Annotated in this window: 22 protein-coding genes; 12 read left to right on the top strand and 10 right to left on the bottom strand. The window is 49.0% G+C overall.

Going from position 1 to position 23470, the window contains the following annotated elements; all coding sequences use genetic code 11:
- Positions 1–8 precede the first annotated feature (8 nt).
- From ACTTKA_RS01995 to ACTTKA_RS02005, 3 genes are read left to right on the top strand one after another with little or no spacing between them, the layout of a single operon-like run.
- On the top strand, positions 9–878 hold the full coding sequence (locus tag ACTTKA_RS01995; RefSeq protein WP_442723768.1) for a hypothetical protein: 870 nt from the start codon (positions 9–11) through the stop codon (positions 876–878).
- The gene (locus tag ACTTKA_RS02000; protein WP_442723769.1) at positions 832–1287 is read left to right on the top strand and encodes a hypothetical protein; all 456 of its coding nucleotides are present in this window, start codon (positions 832–834) and stop codon (positions 1285–1287) included. Before ACTTKA_RS01995 ends, ACTTKA_RS02000 begins: the two co-directional genes overlap by 47 nt.
- Positions 1288–1324: 37 nt before the next feature.
- On the top strand, positions 1325–1768 hold the full coding sequence (locus ACTTKA_RS02005; RefSeq protein WP_442723770.1) for a hypothetical protein: 444 nt from the start codon (positions 1325–1327) through the stop codon (positions 1766–1768).
- 74 nt (positions 1769–1842) lie between these two features.
- On the opposite strand, the gene ACTTKA_RS02010 is transcribed toward ACTTKA_RS02005, so the two are convergent.
- From ACTTKA_RS02010 to ACTTKA_RS02030, 5 genes are all read right to left on the bottom strand, one after another.
- A complete protein-coding gene (locus ACTTKA_RS02010) occupies positions 1843–2925 on the bottom strand; it encodes a PCMD domain-containing protein (protein WP_442723771.1) in 1083 nt (360 codons plus the stop codon).
- A gap of 83 nt (positions 2926–3008) precedes the next feature.
- The gene (locus ACTTKA_RS02015) at positions 3009–4202 is read right to left on the bottom strand and encodes a pyridoxal phosphate-dependent aminotransferase (RefSeq protein ID WP_442723772.1); all 1194 of its coding nucleotides are present in this window, start codon (positions 4200–4202) and stop codon (positions 3009–3011) included.
- A gap of 35 nt (positions 4203–4237) precedes the next feature.
- Complete coding sequence (locus ACTTKA_RS02020) at positions 4238–5449, bottom strand: bifunctional 3,4-dihydroxy-2-butanone-4-phosphate synthase/GTP cyclohydrolase II (protein WP_442713405.1); 1212 nt, start codon at positions 5447–5449, stop codon at positions 4238–4240.
- 5 nt (positions 5450–5454) lie between these two features.
- The gene (locus ACTTKA_RS02025) at positions 5455–7329 is read right to left on the bottom strand and encodes an LptF/LptG family permease (RefSeq protein ID WP_442713404.1); all 1875 of its coding nucleotides are present in this window, start codon (positions 7327–7329) and stop codon (positions 5455–5457) included.
- A gap of 73 nt (positions 7330–7402) precedes the next feature.
- Positions 7403–7786: an START-like domain-containing protein gene (locus ACTTKA_RS02030; RefSeq protein WP_442713403.1), complete on the bottom strand. Its 384-nt coding sequence runs from the start codon at positions 7784–7786 to the stop codon at positions 7403–7405.
- Positions 7787–8040: 254 nt separating this feature from the next.
- On the opposite strand from ACTTKA_RS02030, the gene rimP reads away from it, so the two are divergent.
- The 9 genes from rimP to ACTTKA_RS02075 all read left to right on the top strand — a co-directional run bounded on the left by rimP (position 8041) and on the right by ACTTKA_RS02075 (position 18294).
- Positions 8041–8508: a ribosome assembly cofactor RimP gene (gene rimP, locus ACTTKA_RS02035; RefSeq protein WP_442713402.1), complete on the top strand. Its 468-nt coding sequence runs from the start codon at positions 8041–8043 to the stop codon at positions 8506–8508.
- Between the two features lie 8 nt (positions 8509–8516).
- Positions 8517–9914, top strand: coding sequence for a transcription termination factor NusA (gene nusA / locus ACTTKA_RS02040; protein ID WP_442723773.1), 1398 nt, complete (start codon positions 8517–8519; stop codon positions 9912–9914).
- A 32-nt stretch (positions 9915–9946) separates the two neighbouring features.
- Positions 9947–12898 carry a translation initiation factor IF-2 gene (gene infB / locus ACTTKA_RS02045; RefSeq protein ID WP_442723774.1) on the top strand — a complete coding sequence of 984 codons (2952 nt, stop codon included), beginning with the start codon at positions 9947–9949 and terminating at the stop codon, positions 12896–12898.
- 12 nt (positions 12899–12910) lie between these two features.
- Positions 12911–13405 (top strand): CvpA family protein, encoded by a 495-nt coding sequence (locus ACTTKA_RS02050; RefSeq protein WP_442723775.1) that lies wholly within the window; start codon positions 12911–12913, stop codon positions 13403–13405.
- A gap of 1 nt (position 13406) precedes the next feature.
- Positions 13407–14864 (top strand): Fe-S cluster assembly protein SufB, encoded by a 1458-nt coding sequence (gene sufB / locus ACTTKA_RS02055; protein ID WP_442713398.1) that lies wholly within the window; start codon positions 13407–13409, stop codon positions 14862–14864.
- On the top strand, positions 14861–15562 hold the full coding sequence (locus ACTTKA_RS02060; protein ID WP_442723776.1) for a hypothetical protein: 702 nt from the start codon (positions 14861–14863) through the stop codon (positions 15560–15562). The genes sufB and ACTTKA_RS02060 overlap by 4 nt, the downstream gene beginning before the upstream one ends.
- Positions 15563–15588: 26 nt before the next feature.
- Positions 15589–16335: a Fe-S cluster assembly ATPase SufC gene (gene sufC, locus ACTTKA_RS02065; RefSeq protein ID WP_442723820.1), complete on the top strand. Its 747-nt coding sequence runs from the start codon at positions 15589–15591 to the stop codon at positions 16333–16335.
- Between the two features lie 9 nt (positions 16336–16344).
- Positions 16345–17721, top strand: a complete 1377-nt coding sequence (gene sufD, locus ACTTKA_RS02070) for a Fe-S cluster assembly protein SufD (protein WP_442723777.1) — start codon at positions 16345–16347, stop codon at positions 17719–17721.
- Positions 17722–17820: 99 nt separating this feature from the next.
- Entirely contained in the window at positions 17821–18294 is a 474-nt protein-coding gene (locus ACTTKA_RS02075) for a hypothetical protein (protein ID WP_442723778.1), read from the top strand.
- A gap of 6 nt (positions 18295–18300) precedes the next feature.
- Here ACTTKA_RS02075 and ACTTKA_RS02080 read toward each other — a convergent pair whose 3' ends face one another.
- The 5 genes from ACTTKA_RS02080 to ACTTKA_RS02100 are packed head-to-tail and all read right to left on the bottom strand — an operon-like array spanning position 18301 to position 23293.
- Positions 18301–19320: an AI-2E family transporter gene (locus tag ACTTKA_RS02080; protein WP_442713394.1), complete on the bottom strand. Its 1020-nt coding sequence runs from the start codon at positions 19318–19320 to the stop codon at positions 18301–18303.
- Positions 19321–19376: 56 nt separating this feature from the next.
- A complete protein-coding gene (locus tag ACTTKA_RS02085; protein ID WP_442713393.1) occupies positions 19377–20150 on the bottom strand; it encodes a prephenate dehydrogenase in 774 nt (257 codons plus the stop codon).
- A 12-nt stretch (positions 20151–20162) separates the two neighbouring features.
- Positions 20163–21233 (bottom strand): chorismate mutase, encoded by a 1071-nt coding sequence (locus tag ACTTKA_RS02090; protein WP_442713392.1) that lies wholly within the window; start codon positions 21231–21233, stop codon positions 20163–20165.
- 13 nt (positions 21234–21246) lie between these two features.
- The gene (locus tag ACTTKA_RS02095) at positions 21247–22476 is read right to left on the bottom strand and encodes a pyridoxal phosphate-dependent aminotransferase (RefSeq protein ID WP_442723779.1); all 1230 of its coding nucleotides are present in this window, start codon (positions 22474–22476) and stop codon (positions 21247–21249) included.
- On the bottom strand, positions 22451–23293 hold the full coding sequence (locus ACTTKA_RS02100; protein WP_442723780.1) for a prephenate dehydratase: 843 nt from the start codon (positions 23291–23293) through the stop codon (positions 22451–22453). The genes ACTTKA_RS02095 and ACTTKA_RS02100 overlap by 26 nt, the downstream gene beginning before the upstream one ends.
- Positions 23294–23470 lie beyond the last annotated feature (177 nt).

Raw genomic sequence — 23470 nt, forward strand, 5'->3', positions numbered from 1 at the left:
AGAAAGATATGGCAAAGAAAGATGAAGATATAGCGTTCGAAGTCCTGCTACCCGAAGTTGATGTGTCGGCCTCGATCGAGCCGTATGTAGAGAAGATGCGTCGCTACTACTATTCGATTCCGGGCGATGTATATAACCGCAACGATGCCCTATTCAGGCAGGCTATCCGTTTTATGCAGAAACACCGCGATACGAAAGGTGAATCGCATGTGTTTAATAAATGTGTCAACAGCGCAAAAGGGCAGGCGTTTCGCGAGTTTGTGCTGCCGGTGCTGCTCGGAACCGCCGCACTGCCGGTGGTGATTGAAGCAACCCTTTTATTATCGGCCAATCCTGCTATTGTATCGATGTTGTCAAATACAACTCGTTATGCAGGGACGGTGGGGAAAGCCATACTCAAAGAATATGAGAAACCCACCCCATGGATAAAAATGTATCTCAACTGGCAAGTGCAAGCTTTTTATAATAAAGGAAATGAGGAGCGTATTAATTATGTCTCTGTGTTGGCGGAGGGTATAAAGAATCCATGGATAAGTGCGGTAACAACACTGGTTGAAGTTAGGCCTGATAGGGAAAAAGAAAAAATCACCATAGGGTTTATTAATAAAGACCCTTTAACAACAGTTTTCGACTTCGGGGCTCAGGCCACAATCGGGAAAATATATGGTGGTGTTTCGGGGGGTATAGAGAAGGCGATACAAAAAGATGTCAATTACGAATTATCAGAACGATTAATAAAGTATTTTGCTTTGCCCGTACTCTACACCGGTTATCAAATGGGAACACAATCTACGACGGAAGGTATTCGGGAGGAAATAAAGAAACATCGGAATGATAGAAAAGATGGAGAAAAAAGCGAAGAAGAATATAATCGGTAAGATCGGTTGTATAACGATCTTTGCCACCATTACGATTATTATGTGGAATAGTTATAGGGAAGCGGATTATGTTGAGAAAAACGGTGTATGGACTATATTAACAGTCACTAAAACTCGCGGAGCACCCAAAGGGTATATAGTTAAATACACATTTCAGTATAACCACCGTATGTATGAAAATAGCACCAATATGCCACTCAAAAAATTCATCAATGTAAACCGCTTTTTTATGATGGTTGTACCGAACGAAGAGTCACGACATCTTATCTTCGACGCTGTCCCTAATTGGTTTACGTTAGAGGCTCCTCCTGAAGGATGGAAAACGTGCCCCACCGAAAAGCAAATGCGCCGTATGATGGAGCAAGACAGCATCCGCCGAGGGTTAAAAGAGGAGGTGCAGCGGGAGTGAGTGAAAAAGAATACCAAATACCGGACAACAAAAACGGATGGAGAAAAAAGCGAAGAAGAATATAATCGGTAATATCGGTTGCTTAACAATCTTTGTTACCTTTACGATTATTATGTGGAATAGTTATAGGGAAGCGGATTATGTTGAGAAAAACGGTGTATGGACTATATTAACAGTCACTAAAACTCGCGGAGCACCCAAAGGGTATATAGTTAAATACACATTTCAGTATAACCACCGTATGTATGAAAATAGCACCAATATGCCACTCAAAAAATTCATCAATGTAAACCGCTTTTTTATGATGGTTGTACCGAACGAAGAGTCACGACATCTTATCTTCGACGCTGTCCCTAATTGGTTTACGTTAGAGGCTCCTCCTGAAGGCTGGAAAACGTGCCCTACCGAAAAGCAAATGCGTCGTATGATGGAGCAAGACAGCATCCGCCGAGGGTTAAAAGAGGAAGTGCAGAGGGAATGAGTGTTTCTAAAACGTCCAAAGGCAAAATTGAAGAGTATGAATATGACAGACTAGGACAAAAAAGGAATTTATCTTCACTCACAAACAATTTCTACTTCATCGATATAGAGGGTGCTGCCGGGAGCGCCGCTGAAAGTTGCTCCTGCTATGCTTGATGTAAAGACGACTGCCAGATTGTAGATGCCGTTGCGCAGCTTTGCCGCATCGATGGTTTTGCCTTCGCGCGTGATGAAGGGGAGTCTGAAATGCGTCCACTTGTCCGTCTCTTTTTGATCTTCGACGACGGCGGCGCAGATCACGTTCGGATGTGTCAGAATATTCGTGCCGTCGAGGGTTTTTAGTGTCTCGTCCGTTTCATACAGTACGGCATAGAAATGACAGCGGTCGGTGATTGCTGTTTGTGCGGGTTGGTCGTTCTGATAATACGTTGTCCCTGCTTTGTATTTGTAATAGCCTGAAAGATAAAGCGGCCGACGGTAGAACGGCAATCCGAAGCGCGTTGCTTTCAACGGACTGCTGAGCGCGCTCAGAAGATCGAACGTACCGATAAACAGGTTTCCTGCGGCGATCGGCATACCGGCAAGAGCGCCGAAGCTGCCGGTGCTGCGTGTCGTCAGGCGGGCGCATCGTCCGGTGTATCCATCGGCAGACTGAGCGGTGGGATAGTCGTCGGGTGTCTGCGCGTTGCCTGTCATGGCAAACCCGAGGTTTCCGCTGGCCCATTCCATCGAGACGCGTCCGTTTTGCTTCTCGGCAAAGATGCAGAAGCGGCGGCTCTTTTCGGCCACCGTATCTTCGAAATGATACCTTGTCGGCAGTTCGTCGGCCACGAATGCGACGGTATACGTTTTTTTCCACTGCCCGTCTTGCGATGTGACGGTGTATGTCTGAGGCGTAGAGAAGTCGCGGGTCGTACCTCCGGCCGGTTCGATGACGGCACCGTCGGACAGGGTGAACGAGAGCGTTTGACGTGTCAGGTCTGCATTGGCTTTTACAAGGAGCGTGATTTTATTGTTTTCGATGATCGGTTCACGCTTGAGGAGAGAGGCCTCGGCAAGGGTGCATGTCAGGATGTCGGCTTCCGCGTTCGGCAGCTCGTCGCGCAGGCAACCGGTCGATAAGAGTGGGAGAATCAGCAGGAAAAAGAGTCGTTTCATATACTTCTGTGAAGAATGTTGCGTCAAAACATTTCGTTTTGACGCAACATTCTTGATTCCTTTCTTTATGAATCGGCTTCAACTTATTTCAGTTGCGCCAGCGCTTCGGTGATGCGACGCATCGCTTCGGTCAGGTTCTCGTCCGAGGTAGCGTACGAGAGACGGATACATTCGGGTGCACCGAACGAGTCGCCGCCTACCGTAGCCACATGGGCTACTTCGAGCAGGTACATCGCCAGATCGGCCGCGTTCTTTACGGTTCGTTCGCCGGCGCTTTTGCCGAAGTAGCTGCTTACATCGGGGAAGATATAAAAAGCCCCTTCGGGTACGGAGAGCTGAACACCGGGAATCTCCCGGCAGAGGCGGCAGATCAGATCGCGCCGGCGCATAAAGGCCTGTCGCATCTCCTCTACGCAACGCTGATCGCCGGCAAAGGCTTCTTTGGCGGCTTTCTGTGCGATGGAGCTGGCGCCCGACGTATATTGTCCCTGCAATTTGTTCGTCGCCTTGGCAATCCATAGCGGCGCGGCAATGAATCCGATACGCCAGCCCGTCATGGCGTATGCTTTCGATACGCCGTTGATGATTACAACCCGCTCTTTTATCTCGGGGAACTGTGCGATGCTTGCATGTTTCCCTACATAGTTGATATGTTCGTAGATTTCGTCAGACAGTACGATGATGTTCGGATGTTTGACTAACACCTCGGCGAGCGACTGAAGTTCTTCGCGGCTGTACACACTGCCGGTCGGGTTCGACGGCGAACAAAGTATTAACGCCCGCGTGCGGGGCGTGATCGACGCTTCGAGCTGTGCCGCCGTGATTTTGAAATCCTGATCGATGCCGGCCGGGATGATCACATTCGTGCCTTCGGCGAGTTTTACCATCTCCACGTAGCTCACCCAGTAGGGAGCGGGCACGATCACTTCATCGCCCGGATTGATGATACTTAGCAGCGTATTGCAGACAGACTGTTTGGCTCCGTTCGATACGATGATCTGATCGACCGTATAATCGAGACCGTTTTCGTTTTTCAGTTTGTCGACAATCGCTTTCCGTAAATCCATGTAACCGGGTACGGGTGAATAGAACGAAAAATTCTCGTCGATGGCTTTCTTGGCCGCCGCCTTGATATGATCGGACGTAAAGAAATCCGGTTCGCCCACGCTCAGGTTAATGATGTCTACGCCCTGCGCTTTCAGTTCGCTACTTTTTTGTGACATGGCCAGCGTTGCCGATGTTGAAAGGCTGGCCAAACGTGCTGATACTTGTTCCATATTATTTAGATGTTTTTCAATAGAGTGATTGTGTGTTATTTGATGTTTTGCAACTGGTGTCCCATGCGCTCTTTTTTGGTGCGCATGTAAAACTCGTTATGCTCGTTGGGCGGCACCTCGATCGGGATGTTCTCGACGACTTCCAGTCCGTATGCTTCTAACCCGACGCGTTTGACGGGGTTGTTCGTCATCAGGCGCATCTTCGTCACGCCGATCTGACGCAGTATCTGCGCTCCCACACCATAGTCGCGCTCGTCGGCCTGATGGCAGAGCTTCAAGTTGGCTTCGACCGTATCCATGCCCTCTTCCTGCAGCTTATATGCGTGAATCTTGTCCATCAGTCCGATACCGCGCCCTTCTTGATTCAGGTAGAGCACCACGCCTTTACCTTCCTGCTCGATGAGGCGCATAGCCTTGTGCAGTTGTTCGCCGCAATCGCATCGCATCGAACCGAAGATATCGCCTGTCATGCACGATGAGTGGACGCGTACGAGCACCGGCTCGTCTGCGTTCAGTTCGCCTTTGATCAGTACCACATGTTCCGCCCCGTTGCTTTTCTGGCGGAAAGGAATGATGCGGAAACGTCCGTGCTCGGTCGGCAGGTCGGCCTCGACCCCCTTCTCTACGAGCGATTCTGTTCTGAGGCGGTAGGCAATCAGGTCGCGTATGGTGATGATCTTGATGCCGAATTTTTTCGAGACTTCGATCAGTTGCGGCATGCGCGCCATCGTTCCGTCTTCGTTCAGGATTTCGATCAGCGCTCCGGCCGGATACAGCCCGGCCAGTCGTGCCATATCGACCGTGGCCTCGGTATGTCCTGCGCGGCGCAATACGCCACGTGAACGGGCACGCAACGGATTGATATGTCCCGGTCGTCCCAGATCAGACGGCCTCGTGGCCGGATCGGCAAGCGCCAGAATCGTTTGCGCCCGATCATAGATCGAGACGCCCGTCGTGCATCCCGCTCCCAGCTTGTCTACGGTCACGGTAAACGGTGTTTCGAGCATGGAAGTATTATGAATTACCTGCATGTTCAGCTCCAATTCTTCGCATCGTTCTTCCGTAATCGGTGCGCAAAGTACGCCCCGACCGTTAGCCAGCATAAAATTGATCTTCTCCGGAGTGATCTTCTCTGCGGCGATAATGAAATCCCCTTCGTTCTCACGATCTTCGTCATCGACGACGATCAGGAACTTACCCTCACGGAAATCTTCAATTGCTTCTTCAATCGTGTTCAATCGGTTCATATAGTTTATTTTTTTAGAATATTCAAAAGTTCATGACTCACATGCGTAATGGTTCGTATGTCGTGCAACAGCAGTTTGCGACGATAAGTGGCCAGCAGATATATCGGCAGGCCGATGGGAAAGAGCCAGCCCAATATTTTCCCCACCGTAGGGCTTACCCGGGAATGAATCAGATGGTATCCGTTGAGAATCGGATAGTCCATCAGTTTGTTCAGCACCAGATGGCGGTCGGAATTACTTCCTTCGGCTACCAGTTCCTCCAACTGCACGGAGATCCGTTCGGCCTCCGGATCTTTGCCTCCCTGTTCCCAGAAACGAAAATACGGCATCCATCGTTTGGAACGTTTCAGATATGCTTCGCATTGCTCTTTCAGACGCTCGATTTGTACTTCCCACTCCGTATAGTCGACATGAAACATGATGACTTCTTTCTTTTCGATCTTACGTGTCGCACGTTTGCCGATCAGCTTTTTCAGTCCTTCGATATACGTGTCGGCATTGAGGATAACCGAGTCGTTCGAGGCTTTGTAAGTTAAGAAAATACCGAGTGGAAGCAGCACGGCCGAGCTTAACCACATGCCTTGCCATGGCTGCCACATGCCGTTGCTGGCCATCTTCAGGCCGATGTTATTGATGACATAGTAAAAAATAAACAGGAAGACGGAAATCACGACCGGCATGCCCAGTCCGCCCTTTCGGATGATGGCGCCTAACGGTGCGCCGATAAAGAAGAAGATCAGGCAGGCAAACGAAAGCGTGAACTTCTGGTGCATCTCGGTATGATGGCGACGCATCTCTTTCTCATCGCTGGATAATACGGCTGCTTTGAAATCATAGTCGGCTTTTGTTGTTTCCAGGGCATTTTTAGCCTGTCGAAGTATGCTAGCCTGTCGGTCGGTCGGTAATTCCCGATAAATCTTGTCGAAGTCCGGGATTTCTTCCGTGTGTATATCATTTTCCTCCTCTTTTGCTCCTTCCAGCTCTCTCCGGTATGACTGCCGGTAGATCGCTCTTGCATTCAGTTGCTTGATGCTGTCCAGATGAACCGTCATCGAGTCGATCGAAGACTGCAGATCAGCCAAGTTCTTGCCGATATATCGGTCTTGCAGGATCGACTCGTCGGCACGGTGAAAATCCGAGTCGAATCGAATCAGCATCTCCCGCACCTTGAACGACTCTTTCATATAGGGTACCGCTTCACTGCTTCCTATGCCGTCTTTGTTGAAGTTCTTGAACATCTTGCCCTCGAACAGAAAAAGCACCAAAAACTGCTTGTCGGCCGAAATCTTCATTCGTCCCGAATCGGCCACAATCACCTGTGCATTGTTAAAACCTTCGGAATAGTCATAGATCATCAAGTGGTTCAGTCGTCCGTCTTTGTCTTTCTTTTTGACATAAAGATTATAACCTTCGATTTGATTGGAGAAGGTGCTTTCCGGGATTTGCAGTTCGGGCGATTTGGCTCTGATGGAACCCAGAAGGGTCCACATCTTTACCTGTGAGAGGGGGATGATGTTGTTCTGGAAAAAGAAGGCGCCCACGGCAACGAACGATAGGAGAATGATAAACGGGCGCATGATGCGAGGCAAAGAAATTCCAGCCGACTTCATGGCCAGCAGTTCGAGCTGTTCTCCCAAGTTGCCGAATGTCATCAGCGAAGCCAGCAAAATAGCTAAAGGTAATGCCAGAGGCACAAGGGATAGGGCAGCGTAGAAAAACATCTCGGAAAGAACTTTGATTTCAAGCCCTTTGCCGACCATTTCATCTACATATTTCCAGAGAAACTGCATCAAGACAATAAACATGCAAATGCCGAAAGTCATCAAGAATATCGGCATGAATGTTTTCAATAAAAAGAGATACAGTCGTTTAATCCCCATGATGTCCTTTTTAAATCAACCACAAAAGTAGTGTAAAAAGAGACAATACATCACATTAAGATGTGAAACAACATTAAATCCCCAAGGTTCGCTTGAGTACTTCCACCTGTGAATCCCACAGTTCAATGGCGTCCGTCTTCTCGTCGGGTTCCGCAAAATCCGTAATCTCAAGCGCGGTAGAGCCGGTAAGCTCGATTGTGTGGATGATGAATTCGAAGTATGCGTTTTCATCTTCTTCTTCCATCCAGCGATAACGGACGCTGATTTCGGGTTTGATATCAATGATTTCGGCTTGTTCCTGCATCTTTTTCCATGTGAATGTGCAGACGTTTCCTCTGATATCTACGGTGTCGGCAAACCAGGAGGATAATCCGAGGGCTGTTGTTATATGGTTCCACAGGCTGCGATTCGAAACTTTGTCGAAAATATACTCAATATGAAATTTTTCCTTCTTCATCCTGTTTTTTCTGTTACGTAGATTATGTGGCGCGCAAGATACAAAAAAAGATAAGACTTTACAAGAAAGATAGTGTAAAAAAACGGAAGCACTCTTTATGTTGCTTATTTTGACATGTTTAATTGCTTTATAAAAAGTAAAAGAGTAAATTGTTGTTTTTTTTCTTGGTAAAAAGGCTGATTTATTGTATATTTGCGGCCGATTAAGACGAAGGGGAGGTGGGGACGAGTAGTCCCCTTCTTTCTATTATAGAGATGATTGAAGCGAAGATAGTGGTGGGTTTGGCCGAGGCTTATTTGGCCGATTCGGAGTGTTATCTGGTTGATGTAACCGTCGCTCCGGATAATTTTATCGTGGTGGAAATAGACCATGATCAGGCAGTCGGTATTGATGATTGTGTGGCTTTAAGTCGCTACATCGAAGCACGGCTGGATCGGGATACTGAAGATTATGAGTTGGAAGTGACCTCGGCCGGACTGACGTCGCCTTTTAAAACGCTTCGTCAGTATCTGAAAAATATAGGAAATGAGGTTGAGGTGTTGTTGAAGAGCGGCGAGAAGCTCTCCGGACAGTTGAAGTCGGCTGATGATACAGGGTTTATCGTTACGGTTGGCCGGCAGGTGAAACCGGAGGGTGCCAAACGTAAAGTGACGGTTAGGACGGACGAAGCTTATTCCTATGACAAGATAAAGTATACGAGAAATATAATCAGATTCAAATAGGAAATTTTATGGCGAGAAGACAAGAAACAGTCAGTATGATTGATACATTGCAGGAATTCAAGGAATTAAAAAGTATAGATAAAGACACGATGATCAACGTGCTGGAAGAATCCTTCCGCAATGTGATCGCCAAGATGTTCGGGACGGATGAAAACTACGACGTGATCATCAATCCGGAAAAAGGTGATTTTGAAATCTGGCGAAACCGGACGGTCGTGGAAGACGGTCATGTGGAAGATCCGAATCTGGAAGTCGCATTAAGCGAAGCGCAAAAGATCGATGCCGATTGTGAAGTGGGTGAAGAGGTAACGGACGAAGTGCATTTTGCGGACTTCGGACGTCGTGCCATTTTGAATTTACGCCAGACGCTTTCTTCGAAAATTTTGGAGTTGCAAAAAGATAATTTGTACGCCAAATATAGAGATTTGGTCGGTTCGATCGTGACAGCTGACGTTTATCAGGTCTGGAAAAAAGAAGTCTTGCTGTTGGATGATGACGGTAACGAGTTGCTGTTGCCTAAGGTCGAGCAGATTCCGAGCGATTTTTATCGCAAGGGAGAATCGGTGCGCGCCATTGTGCAGCGGGTAGACAATGATAATAACAATACGAAAATATATCTCTCACGAACCGATAAGGTTTTCTTGCAACGTCTGTTTGAGCTTGAGGTGCCTGAAATCAACGATGGTCTTATCACCATCAAAGCCATTGCGCGGATTCCGGGCGAGCGAGCCAAAATTGCCGTTGAATCGTATGACGATCGGATAGACCCTGTCGGAGCGTGCGTCGGAATGAAAGGATCTCGTATCCGCGGTATCGTGCGGGAACTTCGAAACGAGAATATCGATGTGATCAACTATACGAGCAATACGTCGTTGTTTATCCAGCGTGCCTTGAGTCCGGCCAAGATATCGTCGATCCGGGTGGATGAGGAAGAACATAAGGCGGAGGTCTTTTTACGCCCCGAAGAAGTATCTTTGGCTATCGGTAAAAACGGATTGAATATCAAGCTGGCCAGTATGTTGACGGATTATACAATCGACGTGTTCCGCGATATCGATGCTGCCGACGAGGAAGATATTTATCTGGACGAGTTTGCTGATGAGATCGATGTGTGGGTGATTGATGCACTGAAGAATATCGGCTGCAACACGGCTAAGGCCGTACTTGCCCTTTCGCGCGAAGAAATTATGGAGCGTGCCGATCTGGAGGAACAGACGGTCGATGATGTATTGGGCATTCTCTCTGCCGAATTTGAAGAGGAAGAAGATGAAGAAGCGTCCGAGCTTGATTTTGAAACAGCCGAAGAAGAGGAGGATACGATGGACTCGGAAATAGATGTATCTGAACCTGTGTCGACGGAACAGGACACGGAGAGTGAAGAAGAACAAGAAGAAGAGAAGGAATAACATACGAGACCTATACAAGAAGAAAAATATATATGCCTGTTAAATTAAACAAAGTACTCAAAGACTTAAATGTCGGTCTTCAGACGGTTGTCGATTTTCTGCATGCAAAAGGGTGTGAAATCGAGAGCAATCCCAATGTCCGGATTCAGGATGATCAATATGCGTTGCTGGTCAAAGAATTCGGAAAAAATCTGTCGGAGGCCGACCGTCGCCGTCTGCTTGAGAAAGCCGCTCCGAAGGCACCGATTGTAAAAGAATCTTCTCAAAAGGAAAAAGAGAAAAAAGAAGAGAAGCCGAAGAAAGAACCGGAGGTGATTAAAACGGAGATTCCTGATGAGATCAAGCCCAAATTTGTCACGAAAGGAAAGATTGATCTTTCGGGTATCGGTGAACCGAAGAAAGAGGGTACCAAGCGGACGAAGAAAGAGGAGAAAGAGGAGGGCGCACCTTCTGTTGCTCCTGTAGAAGAGACGAAGAAAGTCGAAGAGGTACAGCAACCGGAGCCAATACAAGCTCCGGAGCCCGAAGTCGTACCGCCGCCCTCCGCACCGTCTGTCGAAGTGCAAGAGGTGTCGACGCCGGAGCCTCATTCCGCAGAAGAACCTGTGGAAAGCAAAAAGGAAGAACCGGCAGTAACGACTCAAGCTGAAGAAAAAACGGTCGAGGCGTTGCCAGAGCAACGTGAGAGCGAATCGGCCCCGAAGCAGGAAGAGGAAATTTTCCGCTTAGGACAGCCGAAATTGGAGTCGACCATTAAGGTAACAGGCAAAATAGATTTAGCGTCGCTCAACCAGTCGATGCGTCCCAAAAAGAAGAGCAAAGAAGAGCGCAGAAAAGAGCGCGAAGAGAAACGCAAACAGCAAACGCCGGCGGATAACAAGCAGAAATCCGGCACCGGCAGTGTAAATGCAGCTAATGCGGCATCGACGACAGGTGAGAGCGGAAAAAAGAAGCGTAAACGGATCAAGAAAGATAAAATCGATATCAACGCGACGGTGGGGACCAATACTCGCCGCGATGATCACGGGCGCGGTCATGATCACGGAGGGAAACGACTGAAGAAACCGGTTCGTGCCGAGATCAGTGAAGAAGCCGTACAGAAGCAGGTGAAGGAAACGCTGGCCCGTCTCACAAGTAAAGGAGGAAAGAGTAAAGGGGCCAAATATCGTCGTGAGAAGCGTGATGCCGTAGCACACCGTGAACAGGAATTGCAGCTTGAAGAAGCAAGAGAAAGCAAGGTTTTGAAGCTGACCGAGTTTGTGACGGCGAACGATTTGGCGAACATGATGGATATCTCTGTCTCGGAAGTGATCTCTACCTGTATGAGCATCGGCATGATGGTGTCGATCAATCAGCGTCTCGATGCCGAGACAATCAATATCGTTGCGGAGGAGTTCGGATTCAAGACGGAGTATGTAAGTGCCGAAGTATCCGAAGCCATTAAAGAAGAAGAAGATAATCCGGAAGATTGGGAGCCGCGTCCGCCGATTGTGACGGTGATGGGACACGTGGATCACGGAAAAACATCCTTGCTCGACAATATTCGGAATGCCAATGTGATTGCCGGTGAGGCGGGCGGAATAACGCAGCATATCGGTGCATATAATGTAAAATTGTCCGATGGACGCCATATTACATTCTTGGATACTCCCGGTCACGAGGCTTTTACGGCTATGCGTGCTCGTGGTGCCAAGGTGACGGATATTGCGATTATCATTGTGGCGGCAGACGATAGCGTGATGCCTCAGACGGTCGAGGCGATTAATCATGCCTCTGCGGCGGGGGTGCCGATCGTTTTCGCTATTAACAAGGTTGATAAGCCCGCAGCGAATCCTGACAAAATCAAGGAGCAACTCTCGCAGATGAATTATCTGGTGGAAGATTGGGGCGGAAAGTATCAAAGTCAGGAAATTTCTGCCAAAAAAGGAATCGGTGTACAGGAATTGCTGGAAAAAGTATTGCTCGAAGCTGACTTACTCGAACTGAAAGCTAACCCCAAGAAGCGTGCAACAGCTTCCGTCATTGAGTCGTCGCTCGATAAAGGACGAGGCTATGTGGCTACTGTACTGGTGAGCAACGGAACGTTGCGACAGGGAGATGTCATATTGGCCGGTACGCACTACGGGCGTCTCAAGGCGATGTTTAACGAACGAAATCAGCGTGTCGAAAGCGCAGGGCCGTCGGAGCCGGTGTTGATTCTCGGATTGGATGGAGCACCACAGGCCGGTGATACCCTGAATGTTCTTGAAACGGAACAGGAGGCACGTGAGATTGCCGGTCGTCGCGAACAGTTGCAGCGTGAGTTGGGGCTGCGCACGCAGAAACGTTTCGGACTCGAAGAGTTGGGGCGTCGTCGTGCGCTCGGAGACTTCCACGAGCTGAACCTCATTGTCAAGGGTGATGTGGACGGTTCAGTCGAAGCCTTATCCGACTCTTTGATCAACCTTTCGACGGAAGAAATTCAGGTTAATGTGATTCATAAGGCGGTTGGCCAGATTTCCGAATCGGATGTGGAATTGTCGGTTTCGTCAGATGCCATCATCATCGGTTTCCAGGTGCGTCCGGCGGCTTCGGCACGTAAACTGGCCGACAAAGAAGGCGTGGAGATTCGTTTGTACTCGATTATTTACGATGCGATCGAAGAAGTGAAATCGGCTATGGAAGGTATGCTTTCGCCGGAGATCAAGGAAGAAATCTGTGGAAATGTGGAAGTTCAGCAAGTGTTCAAGATATCGAAGGTGGGTACGGTGGCCGGCTGTATTGTGAAAGAAGGTAAGATTAAACGCACGAACAAAGTACGTGTCATTCGTGACGGTATTGTGATTCATACGGGCGAACTTAGCTCGCTGAAACGTTTCAAAGACGAGGTGAAGGAGGTCGTGACCGGACAGGAATGCGGTATTTTTGTCAATAATTACAACGATGTTCAAGTGGGCGATATGATTGAACCGTTCGATGAGATTGAGATAAAGAAAACATTATAATGCTTTTGGCGGATGAACTGGTTGGATATTGTCATTATCTGCCTTGTCGGAGCCGGTTTTTTGAAAGGGTGGATTGACGGATTTATCCGTCAGATGGTAGCATTACTTGCCTTGCTCGCAGCGATCTACCTGTGTGCAAAGGTGGCCGTGTTCATCCGCGAATATATTTTACAGACCGGTTGGTTCCCGGAAAATACGGTGACTGTCGTTAGCTATGTGATCGCATTCGTGTGCATTCTTATAGTGGTTACGCTAGTCGGAGGCTGGGTACATAAGGTCATGGATGCGACGCCTCTGAGCTTTGTCAATCATTTGGCTGGCGCTGTCTTTGGGGTTGTTGTCGCTTTGTTTATCGTTAGTCTGACACTGAATCTGTTGGAAGGTGTAGATCGTCGTTCCGTGATTCTCACACAACAAACGAAGGTAGAATCCCGTTTATATGATTATGTAAAAGAAGCTGTGCCGGCAATCTATCCGGCCGATTTATTTGTAAGGAGCAAAAATTAACATGGATACAACGAAAAAAAATACAGTCCCGATCTTAGACGAAATAACCGGTAGCGAGTATAAATACGGTTTTACGACAGAGATCGAGACCGACATGCTGCATCGCGGATTAGACGAAGAAGTGGTGCGCATGATTTCCGCCAAAAAGGAGGAGCCGGAATGGCTGCTTGATTTCCGTCTCAAGGCGTTACGTCACTGGCAGACGCTGGAGATGCCGGCATGGGCACATCTGAAGATTCCGCCCATCGACTATCAGGATATTATTTATTATGCGGCACCGAAGACCAAAGCTGGGCCTAAAAGCCTCGATGAGGTTGACCCCGAACTGTTAAAGACGTTTGATAAACTTGGCATCCCCCTTCATGAGCAGAAGATCCTGAGCGGGATGGCGGTCGACGCCGTGATGGACAGCGTTTCGGTGAAAACGACATTTAAGGAAACGCTGGCCGAAAAAGGCATCATTTTTTGTTCATTCAGCGAAGCGGTAAAGCATCATCCGGATTTGGTCAAGCAATATATGGGAAGCGTTGTGGGGTATCGCGATAACTTCTTTGCGGCACTGAACTCAGCCGTTTTTTCTGACGGATCGTTTGTGTATATTCCCAAAGGCGTGCGCTGCCCGATGGAGTTGAGCACGTATTTCCGAATCAATGCCGCCAATACGGGGCAGTTTGAACGAACCCTGATCGTAGCCGACGACGAGTCGTATGTCAGTTACCTCGAAGGATGTACCGCGCCGATGCGTGACGAGAACCAGTTGCATGCGGCCATTGTGGAGATCGTCGCTCACAGGCGTGCTGAAGTAAAATATTCGACGGTGCAGAACTGGTATCCGGGCGATAAGAACGGCAACGGCGGGATTTATAATTTTGTGACTAAGAGAGGTATCTGTAAAGGCGAAGGCAGTAAAATCTCGTGGACGCAGGTAGAAACGGGCTCGGCCATTACGTGGAAATATCCGTCGTGTATTTTGGCCGGCGATAACTCGGTTGGAGAGTTTTATTCCGTTGCGGTGACGAATAATCACCAACAGGCTGACACGGGTACGAAGATGATCCACTTGGGGCGTAACACCCGCAGTACGATCGTATCGAAAGGAATCTCGGCCGGTCACAGTCAGAACAGTTACCGGGGTATGGTGAAAGTCGCCGCCCGTGCTGAGGGAGCGCGTAATCACAGTCAGTGTGACAGTTTGTTGCTCAGTTCTACCTGTGGCGCGCATACATTCCCCTATGTCGACATACAGAACGAAACGGCTGTTGTAGAGCACGAAGCAACGACTTCGAAAGTCAATGAAGAACAGCTGTTCTATTGTAACCAGCGCGGTATCGATACCGAGAAAGCCGTGAGCCTGATTGTCGGCGGATATGCTCGTGAGGTGATGAACAAGCTGCCAATGGAGTTTGCGGTAGAAGCGCAGAAATTGTTGGCGATCTCGCTGGAAGGAAGTGTGGGATGACATCTTCGCTGCCTACATTTCTGTTGTGGTTTGCCCTGCTGCCCGTGTGTATCATACAGGCGCAGTCGGACGAAAGCCGATGGGCAATTCACTACACGACGAATATATTGACGTCTCCTATGCCCGCGAGTCATTCGGCAAGTGTACCAAACAACGGAGACTTCGGGGGCTTTTCGGTCATGGGAGAATATGATTTCGCCGAGAAATGGGCGGCCGAGCTTGGTTATTTTCTGACTGAGGTCAACTATAACCGTCAGGTGCGTACGATGGAAGGCTTGCAATGTGGGGTAAAGCGTTATTTCCTCAACGAGCGTATTTTTTTCCAGCCTTACCTTTCGGTCAGAGGTCAAGTCAATTGGAGAAGGCGGTTCGAACAGGTTGGAGAGCGCATGAACGATTCCTACATTGTTGAGCATCGCTATCGGAATCCGCTGATCTCGTTCGCGCCGGGTGTCGGAGCGGATATCTATCTGTTTTCCTCCGTAGCCTTAACGATCCGGTACGATTTCATGATGGGAATAGATTCCCGCACAACAATTGAAGGCCGGACACAAGACAACCCTTCTTTTTACTATCACGACAAGGGGGTGTATCATCAATTAGGGCTGGGAGTAAAAGTAACTTTTCCGTTCCATTTTTCGGAACAGGACGGGGAAAGTTTGTTATATTTGTTATTAGACATGTTATTCTGGAATTAAGATTGAATTGAATTATGGGAGAAATCTTGTTAGAAATAAAAGATTTATGCGCTGAGGTCGATGGTAAAGAGATTTTGAAGGGACTTAACCTGACCATCAGGAAAGGTGAAATACATGCGATCATGGGGCCGAACGGTTCCGGAAAAAGCACGCTCAGCAGTGTACTCGTCGGTAATCCGGCATTTACGGTGACGAAGGGATCCGTGAAGTATAAGGGCAAAGACTTGTTGGAACTGTCTCCTGAAGAGCGGAGTTGCGAGGGGATGTTCCTCAGCTTCCAGTATCCGGTGGAAATCCCGGGGGTCAGCATGGTAAATTTCATGCGGGCTGCGGTAAATGCACAGCGTGAATATCGAAATGAAGAGCCGGTTTCAGCCTCGGATTTTCTGAAGATGATGCGTGAGAAACGCGAGATTGTGGAGCTCGATAATAAGCTGATGAGCCGTAGTGTCAATGAGGGCTTCTCCGGGGGAGAGAAGAAACGCAACGAGATTTTTCAGATGGCCATGCTCAATCCTACATTGGCCATTCTGGACGAGACGGACAGCGGCCTCGATATTGATGCGTTGCGCGTTGTAGCAAACGGGGTAAACAAACTTAAATCGCCTGATAATGCATCGATTATCATTACTCACTATCAGCGTCTGCTCGATTATATCAAGCCCGATGTCGTACATGTCCTTTACGAGGGACGTATTGTGAAAACTGCCGGTGCCGAACTTGCTCTTGATTTGGAAAAGAAGGGTTACGACTGGTTGAAAACTAACGATTAACAGGCGAAAATGAACAGTTTGCATATACCGGACAAGGATACTATTCATCCGGAAAAACAATACATTGATCTTTTTACGCAGCACGAAGATGTGCTCCGTCACCATGCGCCGGCATGTATGAACGCCTTGCGGACGCAGGCTTTGGCCGATTTTGAGCGGGTGGGATTTCCTTCGACCCGGCACGAAGATTATCGCTATACCGATGTTCCCAAGGCGTTTGCACCTGACTATGGGCTGAATTTGGCCCGTCTGCATGTGCCGACCAACCCTTCAGACGTGTTCCGCTGTGATGTGCCGAACATGAGCACCTCGCTCTACTTCGTGGTCAACGATTCGTTTTATACCGATACGTTACCGAAGGCTTCCTTGCCCGAAGGGGTATATGCGGGAGGCATGCAAGCATTTGCCGAGCTTCATCCCGAGGTGGCATCACGCTACTACGGCAAGGCTGCCGATACTTCGGCCGATGTCGTCAGCGCACTTAATACGATGCTGGCCCAAGATGGGTTCGTGCTTTATGTACCTCGTGGCGTGCATGTCGAACGCCCCGTACAACTGATTAATATCTTTCGCAGTACGGTCGACCTGATGGCGAACCGTCGCGTATTGATCATTATAGAGCCGCATGCATCGGCCAGATTGCTCGTCTGCGATCATAGTATGGATGATGTCAAATTCCTTGCCACGCAGGTGGTTGAAGTTTTTGCTGAAGAAGGGGCGTTTTTTGACTATTACGACTTGGAGGAAAGCTCGGCTTCGACTACGCGTTTCTCGTCGCTCTACGTCGAACAGGCTGCTTCGTCCAATGTCTTGGTTAACGGCATCACGCTGAATAACGGACTGACCCGTAATAACTACCGGATTCGTCTGAACGGTAAAGGGGCGGAAGCAACACTCTGCGGAATGGCCATTGAAGACCTTGATCAGCAGGTGGATACGTATACGCATATCACCCATGCCGTGCCGCATTGCATCAGCAACGAATTGTTTAAGAACGTCCTTGACGAGCGCGCGGTAGGTGTATTCAGCGGGCGAATACTGGTGAATGAAGGTGCTCAGAAAACAGAAGCTTACCAGACGAACCGTAACATGTGCCTCACGTCTGATGCCCGCATGTACAGCAAGCCGCAGCTTGAGATTTATGCCGACGATGTGAAATGCTCACATGGCATGACAACCGGTCAACTCGATGAACAAGCGCTCTTTTACATGCAAAGCCGCGGCCTTCCCTACGAAGAGGCGCGGATGTTGCTCAGCGTCGCTTTTATGTCGGATGTGATCGATCATGTGCGTCTCGACGCCTTAAAAGACCGTCTGCATCTGCTTGTCGAAAAACGCTTCCGCGGCGAACTGGCCCGATGTGCCGGATGCAGATACGGAAACTGAAGCATTGATATTCTTTACTATTTTTACTTCTTCCCCCTTTGTCCGGATAAAGATGTTCGGTATAAGGGGGGGAGAAGGATTACAAAACACAACGAACAGATGAAAATATTTTTTAAAACTACCTTTTTGCTCCTGCTCTCTCTGGTGTTGTTGACCCGTTGCGGAGGAAGCGAGCCGAAGCATTTTTCCTATACTTATGTGTTGGAGAGTACCCGGACGTATCGGCTGTCACTATCGATAGACAGCGAGAAGCATTACGCCGTAGAGAAGCAGAACATCCGTTTTGAACAGTATGAGCCTTACCGTGCGGAAGGGACACTGACCGACGAGGAATATGCGCGATTTAAATCGTTATTGGCTAAAAGTAAGCTTTTTGACATGAACGACTCATACGGATTCGAGAAAGAGCCGGATCAGCCTGTTGCCGACATGATTTACCAAATTGCCTATCAGGCGGACGGACGCGAAAAATTTATTTCGATCCGTCATGCCGAGACGATGACCTTTTCCCGTCATTTTACGGAACTGCTGAAATATACGAATGAGTTTATCAGCAACCAAGTAAAGGAATAGCGGCTATTACATATTGCCTTTGTCCAGATACTCGGTTTTAAACATTTTGATAAGCAGGAAAAAGATAGAGAGCAGCAACGGGCCGAAAATGATCCCCCAAAATCCAAAAACCGACAGGCCGAGAATCACCCCGAAAACCGTGATCAACGGGTGTGTATCGGCCAGTTTTTTCTGAAGGATAAAACGGATGACATTGTCGATGTTCGTAAGGATGATTGCGCAGAAAGCTCCCAGTCCGATAGCGTTCGTCCAGTCGCCGACCAACATTAGATATACCACGATCGGCACCCATACGATACCGGTGCCGACGATAGGAATGATGGTCGAAAAGCATGTCAGAAAACCGAAAAGCAAAGCACTCGGCACACCGAATATCAGATATCCGATATAGGCGATGAAACCTTGTATGATAGCGAGTAGAGGGATGCCGATAGCATTCGACCGCACCATGACATATACTTCGTTGGCAATATTCTTCCTGTTTTCAGGGCTAAATGGCAGCAATTCGTAAAAATACTGCTCGATCGTCCGGAAATTAAGCAGGATAAAATACAAGAGGAAGATCAGTACGACAACCGTCACAACCATACTGCTCATCTGGCTGATAAGGTATTGAATAACGGTGCTGATATAGCCCGTGGCCGTTGTCAGGTTTTCGGACGAGAACAAATCGTATCCGAATCGTTGTCGGAGTTGCATCTCGAGGTTTTCAATCATCTTTTGCAGGGATGAAATATCCATGTCGATGTTTTGTACCTTTCCCAACAAGGCCCAGACCATAAGATAAAGCGGAACCGTAATGACGGCTGCCACTTCGAACAGAATAAGGATCGTGGCCAGGACATGATTCATCTTTTTCTTTTCCGTCAGGTAAATCATTTGCCGGCGTACCATCACAAAGATGGTAAAAGCTCCCAGCAGTCCGTTTACAAACATCCACAGTTCCTTAATAATTACCCATCCCAATAACAGGATCAGGATGCCGAGCGAATATTTCCAATATTTTTCTTTTCCTGTCGAAGCCATTTTCTTTCATATTAAGCCTCGTAAAGATAGAAAGTTTTTCCGGTTTCAGATTTTCTCTATTCGATTTTTTTGCGGAGACGCGCCAAATAGCCTCGCATCGCTTCCGTATCGCGTTCGGCAATGATTTTCTGTAATTCGTCGAGTTCGCGCTGGATACGATCGATTTGTCCGGGTGTTCGCGGGTTAAACAAGATTTCAGTCAGCAGATAATCATCTTCGGAAAGCACGCCTCGAGCAATCTTCATGTGGCGTCTGAAAGTCGTTCCCGGCGCATCCTGATGTACCATCGTTGCGACAAAAACAAACGTCGAAGCGAACGGAATCCCCAACGAGTAAGCGACTACCTTGTCATGTTCCTCAAACGTGTATTCGAAAATATTCAGTTTGAGCTTTTCATATAAGTCTTTGAAGAAGATTTTGCCGAGGTGATCGCCTTCGGAGATGATGATGGCATTCTCCTGCATCAGGTTGCCGAGGTTCGCGAACGTAGGCCCGAACATCGGGTGGGTAGAGACGTACGGAAAACCGCAGTCTTTGTAGAACTCCAGCAGGTTGGTTTTCACCGATGCGATGTCGGAGATGATACAATAGGGCCGGAGATGGGGCAATACGCTTCTGAATGCGTCGAGCGTGTGGGTCAGGGTGACGCAGTTGATGACCATCTCGGGGGCAAACGCCTCGATCTCGTCGACCGATTGCATGCGCAGGGCATTGTATATAAAACGCATCCGTTTAGGGTCTTGTTCGAGTACGGCCACCTCATGGTCGAAACTCAGCAGGTCGGTAAAGAAAGACCCCATCTTTCCCGCACCCAAAATCAATATTTTCATTGTGTGTTCGGTTTATTCGTTCATAACGATCATCTGTTGACGTACCGATTCCTCGTGAATCTCTTTCAGGATGGCCAGTACGAAGTCGGGATTCAGATCCATGGCCATGCCTGCCTTTGTGCGATTCTCCAGAATCTCTCCGTAGCGAGGCGTTTGCAGCACCGGCATATGATGTTCTTTCTTATACACCCCGATTTCTCGCGAGATGCGCATGCGTTTGGCCAGCAGCTCGAGCAGGTTCTCGTCGATCCCGTCGATTTGTCGGCGCAATTCGTGCAGGTTCTCGGTCGTCTGGTTCGACTCGCGGATGACGAGCAGGTTCAGGACATAGTCCAGCACTTCGGGCGTAATCTGTTGTGCCGCGTCGCTCCACGCGTGATCGGGGTCGCAATGCGATTCGATGATCAGCCCGTCGAAATTCAGGTCCATCGCTTGCTGACAGAGTGAAGCAATCAGTTCGCGTTTGCCTCCGATATGGCTGGGATCGCAAATGATCGGCAAGTTCGGCATGCGGCGACGCAGCTCGATGGCGATATGCCATAGCGGGAGATTGCGATACATCTTCTTGTCGAACGAGCTGAACCCGCGATGCACTGCGCCGATGCGGTGGATGCCCGCTCCGTAAAGACGCTCAATAGCGCCGATCCATAGCTCCAGATCGGGATTGACCGGGTTTTTAACCAGCACGGGGATGTCGACTCCTCGCAGTGCATCGGCCACATCCTGCATGGCAAACGGATTGACAGCCGTCCGTGCACCGATCCATAAAACATCGACTCCGGCCTTTAGCGCTTCAAAAACATGGTCTCTCGTAGCCACCTCGGTAGCCACGTACATGCCTGTCTCTTCCTTTACTTTCTTCAACCATTGCAGTCCAATGGTGCCTACTCCTTCAAAGCCCCCCGGTTTGGTGCGGGGCTTCCAGATACCTGCACGAAAGATGCGGATACCGATAGCAGCTAATCCCTTGGCCGTAGTCAAGACCTGCTCTTCGGTCTCGGCACTGCACGGCCCGGAAATCACGAGCGGACGCTTGTCTTCGATTCCCGGTAATAAAATAGATTGTAAGTTTAATTCTTCCATATAGTTTAATTCTTTATTTTTTCTGTTTATCTGTATGTTGATTTCGTATTCCGTTTATTCGTTCCAGCGCCTCAGCCAGTTGTTCCTCTTTACAGCAGAGCGACAGCCGGACATAACGTTCGCCCGCATTGCCGAAAATAAATCCGGGTGTGATAAATACCTTGGCTTCGCGCAGCATGCGGTCAGCCAGCGCTTCGCCGCTTGTTTCCGTATCGGCGATTCGTCCCCAGAGGAACATGCCGACTTGTTGTTCGTCGTATGTACAATTCAGCGCCTGCATAATCTGCCCGGCCAGCTTGCGACGACCGCGATAGATACGATTCATCTCAGCATACCATGCCGGCGGTGCATTCAACGCTTCGACTACGGCCGATTGCATCGGGCGGAACTGGCCTGAATCGACGTTGCTCTTCACTTTCAGGATCCATTGTACAAACTGCGCATTCGACACCAGCATGGCCATACGCCATCCGGGCATGTTGTGCGCTTTACTCATCGAATTGAGCTCGATAGCGATTTCTTTGGCTCCTTCTACGCGCAGGATGCTACGCGGATGATCGTTGAGGATGAAACTGTACGGGTTATCGTGACAGATAACGATTCCGTGTCGACGACCAAAAGCGATCAGCCGTTTGAACAGAGCCTCGTCTCCGTCGGCACCGGTCGGCATATTCGGGTAGTTTGTCCACATCAATTTGATGCGGGTGAGGCCATAGGCTTGCCGCTCGGCCACGATCTGTTCCAGAGCGTTGAAGTCGGGCTGCCAGCCGTTCGACGCCTGTAATTCGTAGGGGATCAGATCGGCTCCGACAAGCCGGCTCACCGAACGGTATGTCGGATAGCCGGGGTCAGGTACGAGCACGCCGTCGCCCGGATTGAGGAAAGCCATAGAGATATGCAAAATTCCTTCTTTCGAGCCGATAAGCGGCAGGATTTCCGTTTCCGGGTCTGCCTCCACATCGAACCATCGCCGATACCATCCGGCATAGCTGTGCCGCAGCTCGGGAATGCCTGTATAGGGCTGGTAACCGTGTACGTCCGGGCGGCATGCTTCGCGACAGAGCGTGGCGATCGCCCCATCCGACGGTGGCAAGTCGGGGCTTCCCACGCCGAGGCTGATCACACGCATACCTGCGGCATTCATCGCGGCGACCTCTTTCAGTTTCTTTGAGAAATAATATTCTTGCACGCTGTCCACACGCGTGGCAGGCATAACATCATATACCTTGTTTTCCTTCTGCATATTCTCCTAAGATTTTCAAATCCTTTGTCAGCGGTATAATCGCATCCAGCGCCTGTTTATAGCGTGGATAATCCGAAAACGTCAGATTGACGTAAAACAAATATTCCCATTCGCGCCCGATAATCGGCAACGACTGTATTTTCGACAGATTCATATCATAGAACGAGAGAATCGTCAGGACTTTCGAGAGGCTGCCGGCCGTATGTGGCAAGGAGAAAACGAGCGAAGCCTTGTTCTTCGTCACTCCTTCAAGGAGTTCGGAAGCCATCGAAGGGGAGGCCACGGCCAGAAAACGCGTATAGTTGCGTTTGTTCGTCTCGATGCCTTCGGCCAGCACCTCCAGTCCGTACATCTCGGCTGCCCGACGCGCACAGATAGCGGCATGACCGTGCATTTTCTCTGTGGCGATCCGTCGTGCACTGCCTGCCGTGTCGTCCATCTCGACGAGCTTGACGTACGGAAGCGTAGCCAGAAAGTCATCGCATTGCATCAGGGCGATCGGATGCGAATTGATTTCGGTAAGGTCGGACATGTTCGTCCCCGGAAGTGCGGCCAGTGAGTGCATAATACGTAATTTATACTCTCCCGTCACCACGCACCCGCTCTGTCGAATCAGATCGTGATTCTGCAACAGACTTCCGGCAATCGTGTTCTCGATCGCCATGATTCCGACCGTCCGTTCATCGGACGCGACTTTTCGCACAAGCTCCTTAAACGTCTCGCACGGTACTAACTCGATCGGCTCGTTTTCGAAATATCGATGTGCCGCTACATCATGATACGAACCGGCTATTCCCTGTATGGCAATTTTTCTCATTCTTTCTGTTTTTTTCTTCATGTTCGCAACATCAAAAAAAAATCCCGCCATTCACATGGCAGGATTCTTTCTAAATGTCGGTACCCTAAGGTACTCTTTTCATTTCTTACACGCATCAAGTCCTGCCTTTATCTCCATCAAGATAAAAGTAATAATACTTGTAGGTGTAAAATCGTT

The organism is Tannerella sp. (genome assembly GCF_052170195.1).
Classification (GTDB): Bacteria; Bacteroidota; Bacteroidia; order Bacteroidales; family Tannerellaceae; genus Tannerella.